Origin of the sequence: Acidovorax sp. WCS2018Noco2-16 (assembly GCF_031843945.1) — a bacterium.
Classification (GTDB): Bacteria; Pseudomonadota; Gammaproteobacteria; order Burkholderiales; family Burkholderiaceae_C; genus Paracidovorax.
The window spans coordinates 202,584-218,171 of sequence record NZ_JAVTJJ010000002.1 but is presented as its reverse complement, the minus strand read 5'-3'; the positions used below and the strand labels follow the sequence as shown (position 1 = coordinate 218,171).

General features: G+C 64.8%; 20 protein-coding genes. 19 read left to right on the top strand and 1 reads right to left on the bottom strand.

The genetic code is table 11. The annotated features are described in order from the left end of the window. The first annotated feature begins 129 nt into the window (after positions 1–129). The 19 genes from RQI28_RS06435 (at position 130) to hisA (ending at position 14,199) form a co-directional block, all read left to right on the top strand. On the top strand, positions 130–960 hold the full coding sequence (locus RQI28_RS06435; RefSeq protein ID WP_311221783.1) for an ABC transporter ATP-binding protein: 831 nt from the start codon (positions 130–132) through the stop codon (positions 958–960). Continuing rightward, entirely contained in the window at positions 957–1,739 is a 783-nt protein-coding gene (gene mlaE / locus RQI28_RS06430) for a lipid asymmetry maintenance ABC transporter permease subunit MlaE (RefSeq protein ID WP_311221782.1), read from the top strand. Before RQI28_RS06435 ends, mlaE begins: the two co-directional genes overlap by 4 nt. 57 nt (positions 1,740–1,796) lie before the next feature. Next, positions 1,797–2,279 (top strand): outer membrane lipid asymmetry maintenance protein MlaD, encoded by a 483-nt coding sequence (gene mlaD, locus RQI28_RS06425; protein WP_311221781.1) that lies wholly within the window; start codon positions 1,797–1,799, stop codon positions 2,277–2,279. Continuing rightward, complete coding sequence (locus RQI28_RS06420; RefSeq protein ID WP_404976869.1) at positions 2,276–3,067, top strand: VacJ family lipoprotein; 792 nt, start codon at positions 2,276–2,278, stop codon at positions 3,065–3,067. Before mlaD ends, RQI28_RS06420 begins: the two co-directional genes overlap by 4 nt. A gap of 181 nt (positions 3,068–3,248) precedes the next feature. Continuing rightward, on the top strand, positions 3,249–3,893 hold the full coding sequence (locus RQI28_RS06415) for an ABC transporter substrate-binding protein (RefSeq protein ID WP_311222059.1): 645 nt from the start codon (positions 3,249–3,251) through the stop codon (positions 3,891–3,893). Between the two features lie 17 nt (positions 3,894–3,910). After that, on the top strand, positions 3,911–4,180 hold the full coding sequence (locus RQI28_RS06410; protein WP_311221780.1) for an STAS domain-containing protein: 270 nt from the start codon (positions 3,911–3,913) through the stop codon (positions 4,178–4,180). 66 nt (positions 4,181–4,246) lie between these two features. Then, complete coding sequence (locus RQI28_RS06405) at positions 4,247–5,185, top strand: ABC transporter ATP-binding protein (RefSeq protein WP_311221779.1); 939 nt, start codon at positions 4,247–4,249, stop codon at positions 5,183–5,185. Next, on the top strand, positions 5,182–5,937 hold the full coding sequence (locus tag RQI28_RS06400; RefSeq protein WP_311221778.1) for an ABC transporter permease: 756 nt from the start codon (positions 5,182–5,184) through the stop codon (positions 5,935–5,937). The genes RQI28_RS06405 and RQI28_RS06400 overlap by 4 nt, the downstream gene beginning before the upstream one ends. Positions 5,938–5,941: 4 nt before the next feature. Next, entirely contained in the window at positions 5,942–6,190 is a 249-nt protein-coding gene (locus RQI28_RS06395; protein ID WP_311221777.1) for a BolA/IbaG family iron-sulfur metabolism protein, read from the top strand. A 103-nt stretch (positions 6,191–6,293) separates the two neighbouring features. Then, positions 6,294–7,595: a UDP-N-acetylglucosamine 1-carboxyvinyltransferase gene (murA, locus tag RQI28_RS06390; protein ID WP_311221776.1), complete on the top strand. Its 1,302-nt coding sequence runs from the start codon at positions 6,294–6,296 to the stop codon at positions 7,593–7,595. Then, on the top strand, positions 7,592–8,257 hold the full coding sequence (gene hisG, locus RQI28_RS06385) for an ATP phosphoribosyltransferase (RefSeq protein WP_311221775.1): 666 nt from the start codon (positions 7,592–7,594) through the stop codon (positions 8,255–8,257). Before murA ends, hisG begins: the two co-directional genes overlap by 4 nt. Before the next feature lie 115 nt (positions 8,258–8,372). After that, positions 8,373–8,726, top strand: a complete 354-nt coding sequence (locus RQI28_RS06380; protein WP_311221774.1) for a hypothetical protein — start codon at positions 8,373–8,375, stop codon at positions 8,724–8,726. Positions 8,727–8,777: 51 nt separating this feature from the next. Continuing rightward, positions 8,778–10,088: a histidinol dehydrogenase gene (hisD, locus tag RQI28_RS06375; protein WP_311221773.1), complete on the top strand. Its 1,311-nt coding sequence runs from the start codon at positions 8,778–8,780 to the stop codon at positions 10,086–10,088. Between the two features lie 122 nt (positions 10,089–10,210). Further along, complete coding sequence (locus tag RQI28_RS06370) at positions 10,211–10,435, top strand: CopG family transcriptional regulator (RefSeq protein ID WP_311221772.1); 225 nt, start codon at positions 10,211–10,213, stop codon at positions 10,433–10,435. 14 nt (positions 10,436–10,449) lie between these two features. After that, entirely contained in the window at positions 10,450–10,902 is a 453-nt protein-coding gene (locus RQI28_RS06365; protein WP_311221771.1) for a PIN domain-containing protein, read from the top strand. Continuing rightward, positions 10,899–12,032, top strand: coding sequence for an aminotransferase class I/II-fold pyridoxal phosphate-dependent enzyme (locus RQI28_RS06360; protein ID WP_311221770.1), 1,134 nt, complete (start codon positions 10,899–10,901; stop codon positions 12,030–12,032). Before RQI28_RS06365 ends, RQI28_RS06360 begins: the two co-directional genes overlap by 4 nt. Further along, entirely contained in the window at positions 12,029–12,667 is a 639-nt protein-coding gene (hisB, locus tag RQI28_RS06355; protein WP_311221769.1) for an imidazoleglycerol-phosphate dehydratase HisB, read from the top strand. Before RQI28_RS06360 ends, hisB begins: the two co-directional genes overlap by 4 nt. A gap of 51 nt (positions 12,668–12,718) precedes the next feature. Next, positions 12,719–13,390 (top strand): imidazole glycerol phosphate synthase subunit HisH, encoded by a 672-nt coding sequence (gene hisH / locus RQI28_RS06350; protein ID WP_311221768.1) that lies wholly within the window; start codon positions 12,719–12,721, stop codon positions 13,388–13,390. A gap of 68 nt (positions 13,391–13,458) precedes the next feature. Continuing rightward, the gene (gene hisA, locus RQI28_RS06345) at positions 13,459–14,199 is read left to right on the top strand and encodes a 1-(5-phosphoribosyl)-5-[(5-phosphoribosylamino)methylideneamino]imidazole-4-carboxamide isomerase (RefSeq protein ID WP_311221767.1); all 741 of its coding nucleotides are present in this window, start codon (positions 13,459–13,461) and stop codon (positions 14,197–14,199) included. 129 nt (positions 14,200–14,328) lie between these two features. Here hisA and RQI28_RS06340 read toward each other — a convergent pair whose 3' ends face one another. Further along, positions 14,329–15,522 carry a spherulation-specific family 4 protein gene (locus RQI28_RS06340; protein WP_311221766.1) on the bottom strand — a complete coding sequence of 398 codons (1,194 nt, stop codon included), beginning with the start codon at positions 15,520–15,522 and terminating at the stop codon, positions 14,329–14,331. Positions 15,523–15,588 lie beyond the last annotated feature (66 nt).

The following is a 15,588-nucleotide window of genomic DNA, read 5'->3' as shown; positions in this document are numbered from 1 at the left end:
AAATCTGCGCAAACATGCATGCATGTATGTTTGAGGTACCATCGTCCCACAGCGCATTTCGGTCTCTGCGGCGACAATCCTCCGCGATCTCGCCTATTCCTTTCCTGCCTTTTTTCGTCTTTTTTCCGCATGCCCCCACCCACCGCCCTGGTCGAACTGCGCAACGTGACGTTCTCGTACGGAGAGCGCGTGATCCTGCGCGACCTGTCCCTGTCGGTGCCGCGCGGCAAGGTGACGGCGCTGATGGGCGCCTCCGGCGGCGGCAAGACCACCGTGCTGCGTCTGATCGGCGGCCAGCAGAAGGCGCAGCAGGGCGAGGTGCTGGTGGACGGGCACGACGTGGGCCGCATGGATGAAGGCCAGCTCTACGCCGCCCGCCGGCGCATGGGCATGCTGTTCCAGTTCGGCGCCTTGTTTACCGACATGAGCGTGTTCGAGAACGTGGCCTTTCCGCTGCGCGAGCACACCGATCTGGCCGACGAACTGATTCGCGACATCGTGCTGATGAAGCTGCACGCCGTGGGCCTGCGCGGTGCGCGCGATTTGATGCCCAGCCAGATCTCCGGCGGCATGGCCCGCCGCGTGGCGCTGGCGCGGGCCATTGCGCTGGACCCGCAACTCATCATGTACGACGAGCCTTTCGCCGGCCTCGACCCCATATCTCTGGGCATCGCCGCGCAACTCATCCGCGAGCTGAACGACACCATGGGCCTGACCACGCTGATCGTCTCGCACGACGTGGAAGAGACCTTCCGCGTGGCCGATCACGTCATCGTGCTCGGCCCCGGCACTGTGGCGGCGCAGGGCACGCCCGAAGAAGTGCGCGCCAGCACCGATCCGCTGGTGCACCAGTTTGTGAACGCGCTGCCCACCGGGCCGGTGCCGTTCCACTATCCAGGCGCGAGTCTGGCCGACGATTTCGGCCCCGTGGGCGGCGTGCCGGCCGGAGGTGCACGATGAGCTGGTGGCGTCCTTCCGATGTGGGCTTTGCCGTGCGCAGCAAGCTGGCGGGCATTGGCATGGCCACTCGGCTGTTCGTGCGGCTCATCGCCCTGATCGGCCCCACGCTGCGCCGCCCCGCGCTGCTGCGCGACCAGATCCACTTTCTGGGCAACTATTCGCTTTCCATCATCGCCATGTCGGGCCTGTTCGTGGGCTTTGTGCTGGCGCTTCAGGGGCACAACGTGCTGCAGCGTTACGGCTCGGCCAACGCGCTGGGGCTGGTCGTCACGCTGAGCCTGGTGCGCGAACTGGGCCCCGTGGTCACCGCGCTGCTGTTCGCCGGCCGTGCGGGCACCTCGCTCACGGCCGAGATCGGGCTGATGCGCGCTGGCGAGCAACTGTCGGCCATGGAGATGATGGCGGTCGACCCGGTGCGCCGCATCCTCGCGCCGCGTTTCTGGGGCGGCGTCATCGCCATGCCGCTGCTGGCGGCGGTGTTCAGCGCCGTGGGCGTGATCGGTGGCTGGGTCGTCGGCGTGCTGATGATCGGCGTGGACACCGGCGCCTTCTGGGGTCAGATGCAAAGCGGCGTGGACGTGTTCAAGGACGTGGGCAATGGCGTGGTCAAAAGCATCGTGTTCGGCCTGGCCGTCACGTTCATCGCCGTGTTTCAGGGCTTCGTGGCCAAGCCCACGCCCGAGGGCGTGTCACGCGCCACTACGCACACCGTGGTGATGGCCTCGCTTGCCGTGCTGGGCCTGGACTTCATCCTCACCGCCCTGATGTTCACCATCTGAACGGCGCCGCTGATCCGCCACCGGCACCGAATCCGACACCACAAGGAAAAAATCAACATGCAGCATTCCAAGAACGACTTCTGGGTGGGCCTCTTCGTACTGCTGGGCGGCGCCGCGCTCGTGTTTCTGGCGTTGCAGTCGGCCAACCTGCTGAGCCTGAACTTCCAGACCGGATACCCCATCGTCGCCAAGTTCGACAACATCGGCGGCTTGAAGCCCCAGGCGTCTGTGCGCAGTGCGGGCGTGGTGGTTGGCCGGGTGCAGTCCATCACCTTCGATGACAAGACCTTTCGCGCCAACGTGGCGCTGGACCTGGACAAGCGCTATGCCTTCCCGAAAGACAGTTCATTCAAGATCCTCACCAGCGGCCTGCTGGGAGATCAATACATCGGCGTAGAAGCCGGTGCCGACGAGAAAAACCTGGCCGCAGGTGACGTGGTGACCGCCACGCAATCGGCCATCGTGCTGGAAAACCTGATCGGACAGTTTCTGTACGGCAAGGCGGAAGAGGGCGCCTCGGGCGCGGGAAGCAAGAAATGAGAAACCACCATACCCATACCACCCAGCGCTGCTCGCACAGGCACGTGTCGGCCCGCCGCAGTGCAGGCGCGGCCACCCTGGCCGTCGGCGCGCTGATGCTCGCCGGCTGCGCGACCGGCCCGGACGCCAATCCACGCGATCCGCTCGAGCCCTACAACCGCAGCATGACGCGGTTCAACGACGGCGTGGACCGGGCCGTGCTCAAGCCCGTCGCCACCGCCTACCGCGAAGTGCTGCCGTCCCCCGTTCGCACGGGCGTGAGCAATTTCTTCTCGAACCTGAACGACGTCTGGTCGTTCGTCAACAACGTGCTGCAACTCAAGGGCAGCGAGGCCATGGACAGCCTGGTGCGCTTCAACGTGAACACGGTGTTCGGCCTGGGCGGCGTGCTCGACATCGCCTCCGAAATGGGCATTCCTCGCCGCAGGACCGATTTCGGCCTGACGCTGGGCCATTACGGGGTGCCGACCGGCCCGTATCTGGTGTTGCCGCTACTGGGCCCATCCACCGTGCGCGACACCGCTGCATTGCCAGTCGATGCCCGTGGCAATCTGCTGCAGCAGGTGGACCCGGTTTCTGCCCGCAACCAGCTGTATGCGCTGCGTATCGTCGATACGCGAGCCAATCTGCTGTCGGCAGGCAACGTGCTGGAAACTGCAGCGCTCGACAAATACAGCTTCACGCGTGATGTGTTTTTGAAAGTGCGCGGCCAGGACGTGGATCCGCCGGAACTGGACGAGTCCGGTTACGACGCCGATGCCGGCATGCTGCCTCCCGAGTCCAAGTAGTTTTGCAGGGTGCTGCGGCACCTTCGCCTCGGATTTGAGGGCGTTGCAGTTACTTGCAACCGGGTACCCGTCCGACGCATGGTCGGCGCCACGGTATTCCACAATGCCCGTTATGGATGAAAAACCAAAGGCTGCACCCGTTGTGACAAGGGAGCAGCCCGTGAAAGGAACGAAGACGATGATGATTGACCGACGCGATCTGGGCCGCTGGGCTCTGGCACTGGCTGCTGCAACGACTCTGGCTGGCCCTATGGCTGCCTGGGCTGCTGATGAGGCGCCCGATGCGCTGGTGCGCCGGTTGTCCACAGACGTGCTCGACAAGGTGAAGTCCGACAAATCCCTGCAGCGTGGCGACATCAACAAGGTCGTGGCGTTTGTGGACCAGACCATCTTGCCGCACGTGAATTTCCGCCGCATGACCTCTGCCGCCACCGGCCCGGCCTGGCGCGATGCCACTCCGGCGCAGCAGCAGCGTCTGCAGGAAGAATTCAAGACCTTGTTGATTCGCACCTATTCGGGCGCGCTCAACCAGGTCAGCGACCAGTCCATCGTCGTCAAGCCGCTGCGCATGGCCCCCGAGGACAAGGACGTACTGGTGCGCACCGAAATCAAGGGCCGCGGCGAGCCTGTGCAGCTGGACTACCGCCTGGAGAAGACGCCAGGCGAAGGTGCTGGCTGGAAGGTCTACAACCTGAACGTGATGGGTGTGTGGCTGGTGGACACCTACCGCAGCCAGTTCGCGCAGGAGATCAATGCCAAGGGCATCGATGGCCTGATCGAGTCGCTGGCTGCGCGCAACAAGACCAACGCTGGCAAGTCCACCTGATCTGAAAGCAAGCCTGCATGCTGGTTCTGCCCTCCGAACTGACCCATGAGCAGGCCACTGCCAGCCTGCGCATGCTCTTGCAAGGTCTGAAAGCGCACCGTGACCCTGCGCTGGTGGTCGATGCCACCGGCCTGGCTACCTTCGACTCGTCAGCGCTCGCCGTGCTGCTGGAGTGCAGGCGCTCGGCACTATCTGAAGGCAAGACCTTTGCCGTCAAGTCGCTGCCGCCGGCGCTCGCCACCCTGGCCGGCCTCTACGGCGTGAGCGAATTGCTGCCCGCTGCCTGACGGCGACTGCGGGATGGCCTTCGGCGCCGACTTCCACACCTTGAGGCCGTAAAATCGCGGGCTCCCATGCCTGCAGTCTCATTCCAATCCGTTTCCAAGACCTTCACCACCGCCAAAGGCCCGTTTCAGGCGCTTGACCATGTCAGCCTGAATATCGAGGAGGGCGAGTTCTTCGGTCTTCTGGGGCCAAACGGTGCTGGCAAAACCACCCTCATCAGCATTCTGGCCGGGCTGGCGCGCGCGACCAGTGGTCGCGTGCAAGTGCAGGGCAGTGACGTCCAAGCCGACTTCGCGGCCGCCCGCCGCAAGCTGGGCGTGGTGCCGCAAGAGTTGGTGTTCGATCCCTTCTTCAACGTGCGCGAGGCGCTGCGCATCCAGTCCGGCTACTTCGGCGTGAAGAACAATGACGCCTGGATCGACGAGCTGCTGGAAAACCTGGGCCTGGCCGACAAGGCCAACTCCAACATGCGCCAGCTGTCGGGCGGCATGAAGCGCCGCGTGCTGGTGGCCCAGGCGCTGGTGCACAAGCCACCCATCATCGTGCTGGACGAGCCCACTGCCGGCGTCGACGTGGAATTGCGTCAGACCCTCTGGCACTTTGTCGCACGCCTGAACAAGCAGGGCCATACCGTGCTGCTGACCACGCACTACCTGGAAGAAGCCGAGGCGCTGTGCAACCGCATCGCCATGCTCAAGTCGGGCCGCATCGTGGCACTCAGCAGCACCAGTGAATTGCTGCAGGCCGCGTCGGGCAGCGTGCTGCAGTTCAAGACCGATGCCGTGCTGCCGCCCGCGCTGGCGGTGCTGGCACGTGTCACGGGCCGCATCGTGCAGTTGCCCGCGCATGACGCCGCCGAGATCGAAAGCCACCTGGCCGCCCTGCGCGTGGCCGGTGTGGATGTGCACGACATGGAGATCCGCCGCCCCGACCTGGAGGACGTGTTCCTGCAGGTGATGTCGGGCACGTCGGCGTCCAATATTTCCCTTGAGAACATTGCGATATGACCGGCTGGCAGACTCTGTTCTACAAGGAAATTTTGCGCTTCTGGAAGGTGGGCTTTCAGACCGTGGCGGCGCCGGTGCTCACCGCCGTGCTGTACCTGCTGATCTTCGGCCACGTGCTGGAAGACCACGTGAAGGTGTACGACCGCATCAGCTACACCGCCTTCCTGGTGCCTGGCCTGGTGATGATGAGCATTCTGCAGAACGCGTTTGCCAACAGCTCGTCCAGCCTGATTCAAAGCAAGATCATGGGCAGCCTGGTGTTCGTGCTGCTCACGCCGCTGTCGCACTGGGCCTGGTTCGTGGCTTACGTGGGCTCGTCGGTGGTGCGCGGGCTGGCCGTGGGGCTGGGCGTGTTCATCGTCACCATCGCGTTCGCGCGGCCTGAGTTCGCGGCGCCGTTGTGGATCATCGCGTTCGCACTGCTGGGCGCCGCGCTGCTGGCCACGCTGGGCTTGATCGCGGGCCTCTGGGCCGACAAGTTCGACCAGATGGCCGCGTTCCAGAACTTCGTCATCGTGCCCATGACGTTCCTCTCAGGCGTCTTCTATTCGATCCAGTCGCTGCCGCCGTTCTGGCAGACCGTGAGCCACCTGAACCCGTTCTTCTACATGATCGACGGCTTTCGCTACGGGTTCTTCGGGCAGAGCGACACCTCGCCATGGCTGAGCCTGGCCATCGTCGGATCGGCGTGGCTGGTGGTGAGCGCGCTGGCCGTTCACCTGCTGCGCACCGGCTACAAAATCAGGAATTGACCCCATGACCGCAGACGACCTCAAGCACCTCATCACCACCAGCCTCCCGTGCGAGCACATTGCGCTCGAAGGCGACGGCCGCCATTGGTACGCCACCATCGTGTCGGCCGAATTCGAAGGCAAGCGCGCCATCCAACGCCACCAGCGCGTCTATGCCACGCTGGGCAGCAAGATGCACACCGACGAAGTGCATGCGCTGTCGATGAAGACCTTCACGCCTGCCGAATGGGCGGCGCAGTCGACCAACGCCTGATGGCATCCGGTTTTTTGGTTTGCTATTGAATATATAGCTGCTTGCGCTTGATAGATAAGCGCTAGAGCCACTTTTTGCTTATAAAGATATCGGGCTACACGCCATGGACAAACTCCTGATTCGCGGCGGCCGCGCGCTGCACGGCGAAGTGCCCATCTCCGGTGCCAAGAACGCCGCGCTGCCCGAATTGTGCGCCGCGCTGCTGACGGCCGAGCCGGTCACCCTGCTGAACGTGCCGCGCCTGCAAGACGTGGCCACCATGCTCACGCTGATACGCAACATGGGCGTGGCGGTCACCCAGCCGCCCGCAGGCGACTGCGCCGTGCCGGCAGATGCCGACACCGAAGTACGCATCGACGCCAGTGGCCTGAACACACCCGAAGCGCCGTACGAGCTCGTCAAGACCATGCGCGCGTCGGTGCTGGCGCTGGGGCCGCTGCTGGCGCGCTTCGGCGAGGCCACCGTGTCGCTGCCTGGCGGCTGCGCCATCGGCTCGCGGCCGGTGGACCAGCACATCAAGGGCCTCACCGCCATGGGCGCGGAAATCGTGGTCGAGCACGGCTACATGATCGCCAAGCTTCCAGCCGGTCGCACCCGCCTGAAGGGCGCCCGCATCACCACCGACATGGTCACGGTAACGGGCACCGAGAACTTCCTCATGGCCGCCACGCTGGCCGAGGGCGAAACCGTGCTGGAGAACGCGGCGCAAGAGCCCGAGATTTCCGACCTGGCCGAGATGCTGATCGCCATGGGCGCGAAGATCGAAGGGCACGGCACCAGCCGCATCCGCATTCAGGGCGTTGATCGACTTCACGGCTGCACCCACCGCGTGGTGGCCGACCGCATCGAAGCCGGTACCTTCCTGTGCGCCGTGGCGGCAACCGGCGGCGAGGCCCTGCTGCGCCATGGCCGAGCCGACCACCTTGATGCCGTGATCGAAAAACTGCGCGAGGCCGGTGTGCAGGTGCAGGCCGAAGAGGGCGGCATCCGCGTGAAAAGCGATGGCGCCGCCACGCTGAAGGCCCAGGGCTTTCGCACCACCGAATACCCTGGCTTTCCCACCGACATGCAGGCCCAGTTCATGGCGCTGAACGTAGTGGCGCAGGGCACTGCGACGGTGACCGAAACGATCTTCGAGAACCGCTTCATGCACGTGGACGAGCTGCTGCGCCTGGGCGCACGCATTCGCACCGACGGCAAGGTGGCGGTCATCGAAGGCGTGGAGCGCCTCTCGGGCGCCACCGTGATGGCGACCGACCTGCGCGCGTCGGCCAGCCTGGTCATCGCCGGCCTGGTGGCCGAGGGCGAGACCGTGGTGGACCGCATCTACCATCTGGACCGCGGCTACGACTGCATGGAAGCCAAATTGCGCGGCCTGGGCGCCGATATCGAGAGAGTTCAATGAGCAGCAGCACCAACTCCACCATCACCCTGGCCTTGTCCAAGGGCCGTATCTTCGAAGAGATCCTGCCCCTGCTGGCCGCCGCCGGCATCGAGGTGCTGGAAGACCCGGAAAAGTCGCGCAAGCTCATCTTGCCCACCAACCACGAACACGTGCGCGTGGTGCTGGTGCGTGCCTCCGACGTGCCCACCTACGTGCAGTACGGTGGCGCCGACCTGGGCGTGACCGGCAAGGACACGCTCATCGAGCACGGCGGCCAGGGTCTGTTCCAGCCGCTGGACCTGCGCATTGCCCGCTGCCGCGTGAGCGTGGCCGTGCGCAACGACTTCGACTATGCACGTGCCGTCAAGCAGGGCTCACGGTTGAAGGTCGCCACCAAGTACACCGCCATCGCTCGGGAGTTCTTCGCTGCCAAGGGAGTGCACGTGGACATGATCAAGCTCTACGGCAGCATGGAACTGGCGCCGTTGACTGGGCTGGCGGACGCCATCGTCGACTTGGTGTCCACCGGCAATACCCTGCGCGCCAATCACCTGGTGGAAGTCGAACACATCATGGACATCAGCTCGTACCTGGTGGTGAACCAGGCGGCGCTCAAGCTCAAGCAGGCGCCACTGCGGCGCATCATCGATGCATTTGCATCGGCCATTCCCGCCGGCAGCTGAAGTTGCGCGAGCGCCTCAGATCGCGTCTAACGCCATCCAGAACACGGCAGAATCCGGGCTGCGTCGGGGAAGATTGTTTCTCGATGCATCTTTTGTTTCAAATCTGAGGTGTTCCATGTTCAAGAAAATCCTGTTGCTGGGCTGTCTGGCGCTGAGCGGCGCCTCCTTTGCCGCCGATGCAGACTTCACGCTGGTCAATCGCACCGGCTATGCGCTCAACGAGGTCTACATCTCGCCCACCAAGATGGACAACTGGGGCAGCGACCGACTGGGCCGCAACCAACTGGTGAACGGTGCATCGCGCAAGTTCAAGTTTGGCGACACCAAGCATTGCACCCAGGACATCAAGGTGGTGTTCACCGATGACGGCTCGGAAGTCGAGTGGGAGGGTTTCAACCTCTGCGAACTCGACAAGATCACGCTCAAGTACAACCGCAAGACGGGCGACGTGTCGGCTGAGACCGAATGAGCCCGGCGGTTCCTTCTTCCCCTTCGCGATTGAGATAGAGATAGAAAAGCCATGAAAGCCACGCCTGTTCGTTTGCGTACCGATAGCGCCGATTTCGAGGCCGCTTTCCGGGATCGCCTGCATTGGTCGGCCGACACCGACGCCGCCATCGAACAGCGCGTGGCCGACATCCTGGCCGACGTGCAGCAGCGCGGCGACGCGGCGGTGCTGGAGTACACCCACCGCTTCGATGGCCTGCAGGCCGATGCCATGGCGGCGCTGGAGCTGACGCAGGCCGAGCTGAAGGCTGCGTTCGAGGCCATTCCTGCAGTGCAGCGCCAGGCGCTGGAAGCCGCGGCCGTGCGTGTGCGCCGCTATCACGAGGCGCAAAAGCGCGCCAGCGGTGAGAGCTGGAGCTACCGCGATGAAGACGGCACGCTGCTGGGCCAGAAGGTCACTCCGCTGGACCGCGTGGGCATCTACGTGCCGGGCGGCAAGGCGGCCTATCCATCGAGCGTGCTGATGAACGCTATTCCTGCCCACGTGGCAGGCGTGCCGGAGATCATCATGGTCGTGCCCACCCCGCGCGGCGAAAAGAACGCGCTGGTGCTGGCCGCCGCCTACGTGGCGGGTGTCACGCGGGCCTTCACCATCGGCGGCGCGCAGGCGGTGGCAGCGCTGGCCTACGGCACCGCCACGGTGCCCAAGGTCGACAAGATCACCGGCCCGGGCAACGCCTACGTGGCCAGCGCCAAGAAGCGCGTGTTCGGCACCGTGGGCATCGACATGATTGCCGGCCCCAGCGAGATTCTGGTGCTGGCCGACGGCACCACGCCGCCTGACTGGGTGGCGATGGACCTGTTCAGCCAGGCCGAACACGACGAATTGGCGCAGTCCATCCTGCTGTGCCCCGACGCCGCCTATATCGACGCCGTGCAGGCATCCATCGACCGTCTGCTGCCCGAAATGCCGCGCGCCGAAATCATCGCCAAGAGCCTCACCGGCCGGGGCGCGCTGATCTTGACGCGCGATATGGAAGAAGCCTGCGTGCTCAGCAACCGCATCGCGCCCGAGCATCTGGAAGTGAGCAGCCGCGACGCGCACCGCTGGGAGCCCTTGCTGCGCCACGCTGGCGCCATCTTCCTGGGCGCCTACACCTCCGAGAGTCTGGGCGATTACTGCGCTGGCCCCAACCACGTGCTGCCCACCAGCGGCACGGCGCGGTTCTCATCGCCGTTGGGCGTGTATGACTTCCAGAAACGCAGCAGCATCATCGAGGTAAGCGAGCAGGGGGCACAGACGCTGGGCGCCATTGCCAGTGTGCTGGCGCATGGCGAAGGCCTGCAGGCGCATGCGCGAGCGGCGGAGATGCGGCTGAGGTAAGCGCGGTCGTCATTGCCATACATAAGCCACCAGCCGAAAGGCCCGGTGGATTTTTTGATGAAAAATACTGTGGGCGATCCCACGAATTTCGTGTTCCACGAAGTTCGTGTAAACTTTTGCTCATGAAGAACGTCACCATCACCATGGACGATGCCGCTGCCGAATGGGTGCGCATCGAGGCGGCCAAGCGCGGCAGCAGCGTGTCGCGGTTGGTGGGTGAGTGGCTGTCGGAAAAGATGCGCCAGGAAGATGCCTACGCCCAGGCCATGCGCGAGGCGCTGAGCTTCGAGACATGGGGTGTTTCCAGCGGACCCTATGTGCCGCGCAACACCTTGTTCGAGCGTTGATTGCGTCCCCCGCCATGGCAACCACCCCGATCTTTGTCGACACCGAAATCCTGCTGGCCAGCGTGGACCAGCGCGATCCGACACGTCAGGCGCAGGCCCAGGCCTGGCTGACCTTTTGCTGGCAGACGCGCAGCGGCCGCGTGAGTTCGCAGGTGCTCAATGAGTTATACAACCAGGCTATCCAGCGCTTCAAAGGCCCGCAGGTGCTGGCCCAGGTACGCGCCCACGTGCGGCGACTGCGGGTGTGGTTGCCGCCGCATCTGGATGCCTACACCGTCGATGGTGCGTGGGATCTGCAAGACCGTTACGGCCTGGGCTACTGGGATGCGCTGATCCTCTCGTCTGCCCATCAGCAGGGCTGCCGATATTTGCTGACCGAGGCCCTGCCGCACGGCCAGATGCTGGACGCTGTGCAGCCCATCAACCCGTTTCTCGTCACCCCCGAAGCTCTGGACACCGCTGAATGACCACCTCCACCGCTGTTTCGTCCGCCGCCCGGCCGGATCCCTTGAGCCGCATCCGCCCCGACGTGCGGGCCATGCATGCCTACGCCGTGCAGTCTTCCACCGGCGCGCTGAAGATGGACGCGATGGAGAACCCTTTCGGCCTGCCCGCGCATCTGCAGGCAGCGCTGGGCGAGCGGCTGGGCGCGTTGCCGCTGAACCGTTACCCCGGTGCGCGGCAGAACGACCTGAAGGCAGCGCTGGCGGACTATGCCGGCGCGCCTGAAGGCAGCGCCGTGCTGCTGGGCAACGGCTCCGACGAACTCATCACCCTGCTGGCGCTAGCCTGCGCGCTGCCTGAATCGCATGGCCGTGCGAAGCTGCTGGCACCCATGCCGGGCTTCGTGATGTACCCGATGAGCGCACAGTTGCAGGGGCTGGACTTCGTCGGCGTGTCGCTCACGCCTGATTTCGAGCTGGATGAATCGGCCATGCTGGCCGCAGTGGCCGAGCACCGCCCGGCCATCACCTACATCGCCTACCCGAACAACCCCACCGCCACGCTGTGGGACGAAGCCGTGGTCCAGCGCATTGCCGATGCCGTCGGCTCGCAGGGCGGCATCGTGGTGATGGACGAGGCCTACCAGCCCTTCGCCAGCCGCAGCTGGATCACCCGCATGCGCGCCGAGCCCGAGCGCAATGCCCACGTGCTGCTGATGCGCACGCTCAGCAAGTTTGGCCTGGCCGGCGTGCGGCTGGGCTACCTCATTGGCCCGGCGGCGCTGGTAGCCGAGATCGACAAGGTGCGCCCGCCCTACAACGTGAGCGTGCTCAACTGCGAAGCCGCGCTGTTCGCGCTGGAGCATGCCGACGTGTTCGCTGCCCAGGCGGCCGAGCTGCGCGCCGCCCGCACTCAGCTGCTGGCCGACCTGCGTGCCATGCCGGGCATCGAGTGCGTATGGGACAGCGAGGCCAACATGGTGCTGGTAAGGGTGGCCGATGCCGCCAAAGCCTTTGCCGGCATGAAGGCGCGTCAAGTGCTCGTCAAGAACGTTTCTACAATGCACCCGTTGCTTGCCAACTGCCTGCGCCTGACGGTCGGCAGCGCTTCCGACAACGCCCAGATGCTCGCCGCGCTCCAGGCTTCCCTATGACCTCCTCCGCACTCGTCACCTCCACCGCCCACGAAGACCCCTCGGCCGACCGCATCGCCGAGGTCTCCCGCAACACCGCCGAGACGCGCATCACCGTGCGCATCAACCTGGACGGCACGGGCGCTGCCCGCCTGTCCAGCGGCATCGGCTTTTTCGACCACATGCTCGACCAGATCGCCCGCCACGGGCTGATCGACCTCGACATCGACTGCGAAGGCGACCTGCACATCGACGGCCACCACACGGTGGAAGACGTGGGCATCACGCTGGGCCAGGCATTCGCGCGGGCCGTGGGCGACAAGAAGGGCATTCGCCGCTACGGCCATGCCTATGTGCCGCTCGATGAAGCCCTGTCGCGCGTGGTGGTCGACTTCTCGGGCCGGCCGGGGCTGCACATCGACGTGAAGTTCACCGCCGGCAGCATCGGCCAGCTCGACACGCAACTGGTCTACGAGTTCTTCCAGGGCTTCGTGAACCATGCCGGCGTCACGCTGCACATCGACAACTTGAAGGGCATCAACGCCCACCACCAGTGCGAAACCATCTTCAAGGCCTTCGCCCGCGCGCTGCGCGCTGCGCTGGAGCGCGACCCGCGCTCGGCCGGCGTCATTCCCTCCACCAAGGGTTCGTTGTAAATTTATGAGCCAAATTGGCCTCTAGCGCTTATCCATCAAGCGCAGCATGCTATGAATAGTGAAGCAAAGACCGTCGCCGTCGTCGACTACGGCATGGGCAATCTGCGGTCGGTATCGCAGGCCGTGCAGGCCGCGGCTGCGGGCACCGGCTGGACGGTCATCGTCACGTCGCAGCCCGACGCAGTGCGCGCCGCCCAGCGCGTGGTGCTGCCCGGCCAGGGCGCCATGCCCGACTGCATGCGCGAGCTGCGCGAGTCGGGTCTGCAGGCGTCGGTGCTGGAAGCGGCGGCAAACAAGCCGCTCTTCGGCGTGTGCGTGGGCATGCAGATGCTGCTGGACCACAGCGACGAAGGCGATACGCCCGGCCTGGGTTTGATTCCGGGTGACGTCGTGCGGTTTGAACTGGCAGGGCGCATTCAGGCTGACGGCAGCCGCTTCAAGGTGCCGCAGATGGGCTGGAACCGCGTGCGTCAGTCGCGCCAGCAAGGTGGCGCTGCGCATCCGGTGTGGGGCACCATCCCGGACGAGAGCTGGTTCTACTTCGTGCATAGCTTCCACGCGAAACCGGCGCATACCGAACACAGCGCGGGCGAAACCGACTACGGCGGCAGCTTTGCCTCGGCCATCGCGCGCGATAATATTTTTGCCACGCAGTTCCATCCAGAAAAAAGCGCCGAGCAGGGCTTGATGCTCTACCGCAACTTTCTGCACTGGAATCCCTGAACTCCGTTCATCAACCCCTCGGGCTTTCCCGCCCGACCCTGCCCCCAGGGGGCGCTCCTTCATCCATCATGCTGCTCATCCCCGCCATCGATCTCAAGGACGGACACTGCGTACGCCTCAAGCAAGGTGACATGGACCAATCCACCACCTTCGGCGAAGATCCTGCCGCCATGGCCCGGCGCTGGGTGGACGCGGGCGCCCGGCGCCTGCATCTTGTGGACCTGAACGGCGCCTTCGCCGGCGTGCCCAAGAACTACGCCGCCATCAAGTCCATCTTGAAAGAAGTGGGTGATGACATTCCAGTGCAGCTGGGCGGCGGCATCCGCGATCTGGACACGATCGAGAAGTACATCGACGGCGGCCTGCGCTACGTCATCATCGGCACGGCGGCGGTCAAGAACCCGGGCTTTCTGAAAGACGCCTGCAGCGCGTTCGGCGGCCACATCATCGTGGGCCTCGACGCCAAGGACGGCAAGGTCGCCACCGACGGCTGGAGCAAGCTGACCGGCCACGAGGTGGTCGACCTGGCCAAGAAGTTCGAGGACTGGGGTGTCGAGTCCATCATCTACACCGACATCGGCCGCGACGGCATGCTCTCGGGCATCAACATCGACGCGACGGTCAAGCTGGCGCAGGCACTGACGATTCCGGTCATCGCATCGGGCGGGCTGGGCAGCATGGCCGACATCGAGCAGCTGTGCGCGGTGGAGAGCGAAGGCGTGGAAGGCGTGATCTGCGGCCGCGCCATCTATTCGGGTGACCTGGACTTCGCAGCGGCGCAAGCGCGGGCGGACGAGCTGGGCGGCTGATCGCAGCGCTGCGTTGACCCACAAAAAAGCGTCCGCATGCGGACGCTTTTTTTGTATTGGACACCCGCTTCAAAAGAGTAGCCAGCCGCTAATTCAACCCTGCGCCGGGGATGGCCGGCAGGGTGTACCTCAGCAAGCCGGCAAGGCGCGCCCCTGGTTCACCGCATCCACGCTTTGCAGCATCGCATTCCAGTAGGCAGGCAGGCTGGCCCACGGATTGCCGGTGCCTGTGACCGGGTCATATTCACGGTCGGTGAAGAACACCGGCCCCAGGTTGTATCGCGCCGTGGCGGCAGCCACCACCGCCTGCTGCATGGCAACGCAGTTGGGAATGTTGTGGCCCAGTGCAGACAGTGTCGAGTTGGGCCGGCCATAGAGCCAGGACGATGCGACGTTGGAGCGCGGGTCATAAGCCAGCAAGCCGGCCCGTTGGCCTTCGTAGGTAACCAGCACATCGGCCACCGCTGCGTAGGCGGCGTCGGGAACGGCACCCGGGTTGCCCACCACGCGCAAGGTGCTGCCCTGGGACTTGATGTAGTTGTAGAGCGTCTGGTAGTACGCCAGCTGGCGGGGGTCGGACGACATTTCGTCCACGAAGATGCCGCTCACGATGCCCGGGCCGTACAGGCGAAGATAGTTGTTGATGTCGGCCTGAACTGCGGACTGGGCACGGGTGCCGTAGTTGCTGTGGACGTAACCGATGACTTTGCCGCCTGCGGCGACGAACTGCGTTGCAGCGCGCACGTAATTGGATTCGGCGGTCGTGAACTCACCGTTGGATGGATTCAGGATGGCCGTGATGGCCAGGCCTGGAAAGGCCGTGGCGCCCGCAGTGAGCTGGTCCCAGGGCGATCCGGAGGGGCTGGGGAAGAAGTAAGCCGGCACCAGTACTTCGAGCCGGCTGGGAGCGGGCCGCAGATAGACCGTGCGTGTGGCGGTGGCGGACTGTCCGTCGGCTGCGGTAGCGGACACCGTCAGCTGCTGGCGGCCTGGAGTGGCCTGCGTCAGCGTAGCCGTTGCGATACCGTCCTGCGTGGTGACCGACGCGGCCAAAGTGCCCGAGCTGGCAGAAAAACGCACCGGCGTGCCGTCGGTCGCATTGGCGCCATTGATCGTCACCCGGGCGCTCACGGTGAGAGGCACGCTGGCGTTGAAAATCTCCTCCGCCACCGGTGCCGTGAGCGTGACGGCCACCGTGCTGGGGCTGGGCGTGGCCGGAGTCTCGGGTGTGCTGCCACCTCCCCCACCTCCGCATGCCGCCAGCAGCGCGCCGAGTGACAAGCCGCAAAGGCGGGCGGGGATGCGTAAGCGGCGAAAGGCCATGGCGTTGGTGGTCAGTGTTGAGTCGCCCCGATTGTGACCTTGTCGGCGAGGACTGCACAGTCCGGG

Bases quoted from the DNA above. Each gene is read 5' to 3' on its own strand.
- hisD (WP_311221773.1), top strand. From the start codon at position 8,778: ATGAAAGCCACGCCTGTTCGTTTGCGTACCGATAGCGCCGATTTCGAG.
- RQI28_RS06370 (WP_311221772.1), top strand. From the start codon at position 10,211: ATGAAGAACGTCACCATCACCATGGACGATGCCGCTGCCGAATGGGTG.
- RQI28_RS06380 (WP_311221774.1), top strand. From the start codon at position 8,373: ATGTTCAAGAAAATCCTGTTGCTGGGCTGTCTGGCGCTGAGCGGCGCC.
- RQI28_RS06395 (WP_311221777.1), top strand. From the start codon at position 5,942: ATGACCGCAGACGACCTCAAGCACCTCATCACCACCAGCCTCCCGTGC.
- mlaE (WP_311221782.1), top strand. From the start codon at position 957: ATGAGCTGGTGGCGTCCTTCCGATGTGGGCTTTGCCGTGCGCAGCAAG.
- RQI28_RS06340 (WP_311221766.1), bottom strand. From the start codon at position 15,522: ATGGCCTTTCGCCGCTTACGCATCCCCGCCCGCCTTTGCGGCTTGTCA.
- murA (WP_311221776.1), top strand. From the start codon at position 6,294: ATGGACAAACTCCTGATTCGCGGCGGCCGCGCGCTGCACGGCGAAGTG.
- RQI28_RS06365 (WP_311221771.1), top strand. From the start codon at position 10,450: ATGGCAACCACCCCGATCTTTGTCGACACCGAAATCCTGCTGGCCAGC.
- RQI28_RS06410 (WP_311221780.1), top strand. From the start codon at position 3,911: ATGCTGGTTCTGCCCTCCGAACTGACCCATGAGCAGGCCACTGCCAGC.
- hisG (WP_311221775.1), top strand. From the start codon at position 7,592: ATGAGCAGCAGCACCAACTCCACCATCACCCTGGCCTTGTCCAAGGGC.
- RQI28_RS06405 (WP_311221779.1), top strand. From the start codon at position 4,247: ATGCCTGCAGTCTCATTCCAATCCGTTTCCAAGACCTTCACCACCGCC.
- RQI28_RS06360 (WP_311221770.1), top strand. From the start codon at position 10,899: ATGACCACCTCCACCGCTGTTTCGTCCGCCGCCCGGCCGGATCCCTTG.
- mlaD (WP_311221781.1), top strand. From the start codon at position 1,797: ATGCAGCATTCCAAGAACGACTTCTGGGTGGGCCTCTTCGTACTGCTG.
- hisA (WP_311221767.1), top strand. From the start codon at position 13,459: ATGCTGCTCATCCCCGCCATCGATCTCAAGGACGGACACTGCGTACGC.
- RQI28_RS06415 (WP_311222059.1), top strand. From the start codon at position 3,249: ATGATTGACCGACGCGATCTGGGCCGCTGGGCTCTGGCACTGGCTGCT.
- hisH (WP_311221768.1), top strand. From the start codon at position 12,719: ATGAATAGTGAAGCAAAGACCGTCGCCGTCGTCGACTACGGCATGGGC.
- RQI28_RS06400 (WP_311221778.1), top strand. From the start codon at position 5,182: ATGACCGGCTGGCAGACTCTGTTCTACAAGGAAATTTTGCGCTTCTGG.
- RQI28_RS06435 (WP_311221783.1), top strand. From the start codon at position 130: ATGCCCCCACCCACCGCCCTGGTCGAACTGCGCAACGTGACGTTCTCG.
- hisB (WP_311221769.1), top strand. From the start codon at position 12,029: ATGACCTCCTCCGCACTCGTCACCTCCACCGCCCACGAAGACCCCTCG.
- RQI28_RS06420 (WP_404976869.1), top strand. From the start codon at position 2,276: ATGAGAAACCACCATACCCATACCACCCAGCGCTGCTCGCACAGGCAC.